Origin of the sequence: Armatimonas sp., from assembly GCF_043760365.1 — a bacterium.
In the GTDB taxonomy this organism is placed as follows: Bacteria; Armatimonadota; Armatimonadia; order Armatimonadales; family Armatimonadaceae; genus Armatimonas.
The window spans coordinates 1-4,666 of sequence record NZ_JAYUPA010000471.1; the positions used below are offsets into that span (position 1 = coordinate 1).

At 55.3% G+C, this 4,666-nt stretch carries 5 protein-coding genes; 3 read left to right on the top strand and 2 right to left on the bottom strand.

Annotation, left to right across the window (positions count from 1 at the left end):
- A partial coding sequence (locus ACH2EH_RS11020) for a hypothetical protein (RefSeq protein WP_395141615.1) occupies positions 1-847 on the bottom strand: 847 nt, incomplete at its 3' end.
- Positions 848-981: 134 nt separating this feature from the next.
- On the opposite strand from ACH2EH_RS11020, the gene atpC reads away from it, so the two are divergent.
- From atpC to ispD, 3 genes are read left to right on the top strand one after another with little or no spacing between them, the layout of a single operon-like run.
- Positions 982-1,392: an ATP synthase F1 subunit epsilon gene (gene atpC / locus ACH2EH_RS11025; RefSeq protein ID WP_395141617.1), complete on the top strand. Its 411-nt coding sequence runs from the start codon at positions 982-984 to the stop codon at positions 1,390-1,392.
- A 32-nt stretch (positions 1,393-1,424) separates the two neighbouring features.
- Positions 1,425-2,585 carry a PIN/TRAM domain-containing protein gene (locus ACH2EH_RS11030; RefSeq protein ID WP_395141619.1) on the top strand — a complete coding sequence of 387 codons (1,161 nt, stop codon included), beginning with the start codon at positions 1,425-1,427 and terminating at the stop codon, positions 2,583-2,585.
- A gap of 9 nt (positions 2,586-2,594) precedes the next feature.
- The gene (gene ispD / locus ACH2EH_RS11035; protein WP_395141621.1) at positions 2,595-3,305 is read left to right on the top strand and encodes a 2-C-methyl-D-erythritol 4-phosphate cytidylyltransferase; all 711 of its coding nucleotides are present in this window, start codon (positions 2,595-2,597) and stop codon (positions 3,303-3,305) included.
- Here the strand turns inward: ispD and ACH2EH_RS11040 are convergent.
- Entirely contained in the window at positions 3,291-4,487 is a 1,197-nt protein-coding gene (locus ACH2EH_RS11040) for a PQQ-binding-like beta-propeller repeat protein (protein ID WP_395141623.1), read from the bottom strand. The genes ispD and ACH2EH_RS11040 overlap by 15 nt on opposite strands.
- Positions 4,488-4,666: the final 179 nt, after the last annotated feature.

Sequence of the window (4,666 nt, forward strand, 5' to 3'; positions counted from 1 at the left end):
TGCCCGCCAGAGAATAGCAATCGCACCGCGCGGGAATCACAAAGAGATGCGCTTTGCGGTAGATCGCGATGAGCTCTGGATGGTTGGGGCCCAGCCCATGGTAGACATGAATATTAGGATGGGTCGTGAGAACAGGGTCACGGGTGACCAAATGCAAGTGCCAGTTTCGCCTGCGGGTCTGGTGCGCCCAGTCTAGAAGTAAGTCGCCGCCCTTGCGAATAAAATCCCCACCCACAAATAGTATGTGGATGTGGTCGGTGAGCGTACGCGGCTCCGTCTGCCAGAGGTCTAAGTTGATCCCGGGTGGAACCACCTCGACTTGTGCGGGATCCGCGCCGTAGTCCTGGATCATGCTCTGTGCCGCCCAGTGTGACCAGGGAAAAAGAAGGCGGGCATTCTGATAGAAGTCTCGTCGTGCCCTCTCTTTCCAGTGCTCGTAAGGGGCAAATGCGCTGGGGGTCTTCCCGTAGTAATCCCCAAACGCATAGAGCTGTTTAGGAGTACAGTCAATCGCAACAAAATACGGCTGTTGACTCAGAAGTTTTCGACGGTTATAGGTAATTGCGGGAGCACCTATCAGAAGGCCATCGAACGGGCCACTCTGTAGCCCCATGCGAAGCTGTTGCTGCGAGCGCAAGCGCGCCTTCCAAGAACCGGGCAGGAGCGGAAGACGCTCCAGAAATCCCCCTTCCCGGTGCCAGTCAATAACAATCCACCGTGGATCGAGAGGCGGAGCGAGGCGTGTGAGAGCCTCACGCCAGTTCTGGTACTGTGTCTTTAATCCCACTTCCGTCGAGAAGACGAAGCCGATGCGCGGAGCATTTCGTTGTATTCCCACCAGAGCCATAATCGGTAAGTTCTATGGCAATAATCATGCCGAATGAGAAGTGACTCTATCAAATGGGCTCTGTCGCGCGGCAGTGAGAGTGGTACAATGAGAACCAAGTACGCTCTCCGTGAGAGAGTTTAAGGATAGAAAATTTGGCAGCGACTTTTAATTTAAATATTGTCACACCAGAGAAAACGGTGCTTTCTGGAGACGTGACTTCGGTTCAGGTACCCTCGGTTGAGGGAAGCCTTGGAATTCTAGCAGGACATGCACCCTTACTGGCGGAGCTTGGTGTTGGCGAGTGTGTCGTCCGTCTGGCCGATGGAACCACCCGGCAACTGGTTGTGGCGGGGGGGGTTCTTGATGTCGCCAAAACAAAAGTCTCCGTTTTAGCGAACACGGCTGAATTTGACGACGAGATTGATGTGAGCCGCGCGGAAGCCTCTCTGATACGGGCACGCGAGCTACTTAGCAGCACCGAAAGTGTTGACCGCACGGAAATTATGGAGAGCATGCGCCGGGCTCAGGCCCGTATTCGCATTGCCAAAAGTGGGAACAGCTAAGCGAACCCAATCGTACCAGAAGGAGACACACTATGAATAATAAAATTTGGCGCTTGACTTTCACCGCCCTTCTCGTTAGTTTAGCGGTCGGAGTGGGTTGGTATGCCTCGAATCTGGTCTTCGATTTTCTTCGGGCAAAAAACTTGCTGACGGATAATCAACGCTGGGTTTACTGGGTCGTTTTTGGTCTCTCCAGCGTGATTTTCGGCTTTGCCTTGGGTCGCTTTATCTTTCGTAAGATCGAGAGTCTGGGCGACCAGATGCGCAAGATGTCCACACGTGACAAGATCGCCATTGGTGCCGGGCTCACGATGGGAATCTTCCTGACGGCGGCTATTTCGGTGGTGATTTTCCGGGCGTTGGATCACAACACACTGGCGGCGGTAGCAGTTGTGCTCATTACAGGAGTTATTCTAAGCTACCTAACCACCTCCGCAGCATTCTCGATGAAAGAGGAGCTGCACTTCTACATGCCGCCACAGCCCAAAGAGGTGGAAGAGGAAAACACGCTTCCGCACGCGACCTTTAAAATTCTGGATACGAATGTCATCATTGATGGGCGGATAGCCGATATTGCGCGGGCTGGATTCGTGGAAGGAACAATCTATATTCCTGGATTTGTTCTCGATGAGCTGCAACACATCGCCGATTCATCAGATGGTCTCAAACGGGCACGAGGCCGTCGTGGACTGGATATTCTCAACCAGATGCAGAAAGAGCTGACACTTGTCGTGCGGAGCTATGATAAGCTCGCGCCCGAAAAAGAGGAAGTGGATTCTCGGCTGGTGAAGCTCGCAAAGGCGCTTGATGGCACACTCGTCACGAACGACTTCAACTTAAATAAAGTGGCTGAGCTACAAGGGGTTCCCGTTCTCAACATCAATGAGCTTGCCAACGCCCTGAAGCCAATTGTCTTGCCTGGTGAGGAGATGCGAGTCGCTGTGGTACGCGAAGGACGTGAGCAAAATCAGGGGATCGGGTATCTCGATGATGGCACGATGATCGTCATTGAAGGTGGTCGTAAAGTGGTGGGAGAGACGGTTGAGGTAATTGTCTCCTCGCTCTTGCAAACAACAGCGGGTAAGATGATCTTCGCCCACTTGCGCGATGACGATGGTGGGGCTGACTACGACCGAAATATTCGTCCCTACACACGCGGGCCCCGTACCCCGATCCGTGCCCAGCGATCCTAAAAAGAGCCGATGCGATCCCAGCCTGCCGTCACTGCCCTCATCCCCGCTGCCGGGCATGGTACGCGCTTTGGAGCGGAGCAGAACAAAATATTTGCCGATCTCCTGGGACGCCCCTTGCTTGGCTGGACTCTAGATGCCTTTGCGCAGTGTACCGATATCGCACGCATTGTTCTGGTGGCCAATGAGGGAGAGAGCGATTTGCTCTGGGAGCTGGGCGAGCGGTACGCTGGCGGAAAGCTACAAGCAGTGGTGCTTGGCGGCAGTACGCGTCAGGAAAGTGTCCGGCGGGGCCTGGATGCCGTGACAACGGAGTACGTGCTCGTCCACGATGCGGCACGGTGCTGCATCACGCCGGAGCTGATCTCTGAGTGCGTTGGCACGGCACGGAGTCACCAGCTCATGACGGTTGTCCGGCCCGTTACAGACACCCTGATCCGCCGCAGTGGGGAGCTAATCGAGCGAACCGACCTGGTTGCCGTGGAGACCCCCCAGGGATTTCTGACCGACTTGCTCAGACGGGCCCACCTCTCCGCGCGCTCCGAAGGCTTTGTTACCACCGATGATGCGAGTCTCTTGCGACGGCTTGGGCGCACTGTCCACCTAATGGAGAGCACCTCGCCGAACCCAAAGATCACGTACCCAGAAGATCTTGTGATTGCCATTGCGCTCCTCACGGCCCGTACCACCGCAAAGCTTCCCTTTGTGTCAGACGCGCTCTAAACAGTACAGGTGTGTATTAGTGCGGACATAGAGCGCTTTCCCACAGAGGGCCGGTGAGGCATGGCTCCCCCCTTCAAGTTCATTTTGCGCGACCGTGGTGAGGGTTCGGCCCGGCTTCACCAACCATGCCTTCCCGCGCTCGTTAAATAGATAAATTAGCCCTTCTGCAAAGACCGGTGACGCGTAGAAACGCCCGCCGATGCGCTCTTTAAAAACTTCTTTTCCTGTCGCCGCTTCTAGGCAAGTGAGCACCTCGGAGTCCGCGACGAAGAAGAGAAGATCCTCCACCAGGAGCGGCGAGCTTAGATTGGGAACGCCTTTGGTATAGCGCCAAACAATGTCGTCGGGCGTGGGGCCGTCCGGGCGATCCAGCTTAACTGCCCAGAGTTCCGGGCGATTGAAGCCCGTGTTCAGGAAGAGCAGTCCGTTGCCAGAGATTGGCCGGGATGCGTTCGAGAAGCCAGGGTGGGCGATGCGCCAGAGTTCTTTGCCAGTTCCAGGGTCGTAGCCACAGGCAGCACTGGCTCCCACGCTCACCAGCTCCTGACGAGTGCCTCGCTTCAGTAGGTAGGGGGTCGTGTAGGCTTTGTGCAGATCGCCGTCGCTATTGCGAAAACGCGTATTGCGTGGGGTCTTCCATAGTGTCTTGCCCGTCTTCGCCTCAAGGGCAACCAAGTACTGTACATCCATTCCATCGTAGGTCAGGATCAGTTTATCTTGCAAGAGCAAGGGCGATGAACCAGGGCCTTGCCCGTGCTGACAGTTGAGGTCACGCCGCGTCCAGAGAATCGTAAACCGGCGCGTGTCAATGCAGGCGGTGCCAAATGTCCCGAAATGCACATAGACACGGCCCTTCTCAATCACGGGTGACGGTGATGCATACGTGTTGTTACTTCGTGGAAAAGCTTGCGGGGAAGGGTTCTTGAAGACCAAGATCTTTTGCAGGAGCTTCCCTGTGGTGCGCTCGAAACACAAGGCGAACTGCTCTTTGCCGTCTTCCGTTGCTGCCGTGAGCCAGATCTGGTTCTCCCAGACAACCGGCGAAGACCAGCCTAGCTCAGGAACCAGGGTTTTCCAGCGGACGTTTTTCTTTTCGTTCCACTCATTGGGAAGGTCGGTAGCGCCGCTAAAACCATCACCGTTGTGGCCGCGAAAGTCTGGCCAGTTGTTGTCTTGTTGCATCGTACTGTAGTATAACAGACTCATGAATCGCCTGAGGACACTGATGTTTGGCGCGGCAACTCCTCCGAAGCCAAAGAAAAAATAAACCGCCCCGGAACTACCGGGGCGGGAATCTATTTTGCTTGTGCTTCGACGGTCTCAGCAGCCTCAGCGACCTCTACACCAGCTTCGACTTCTTG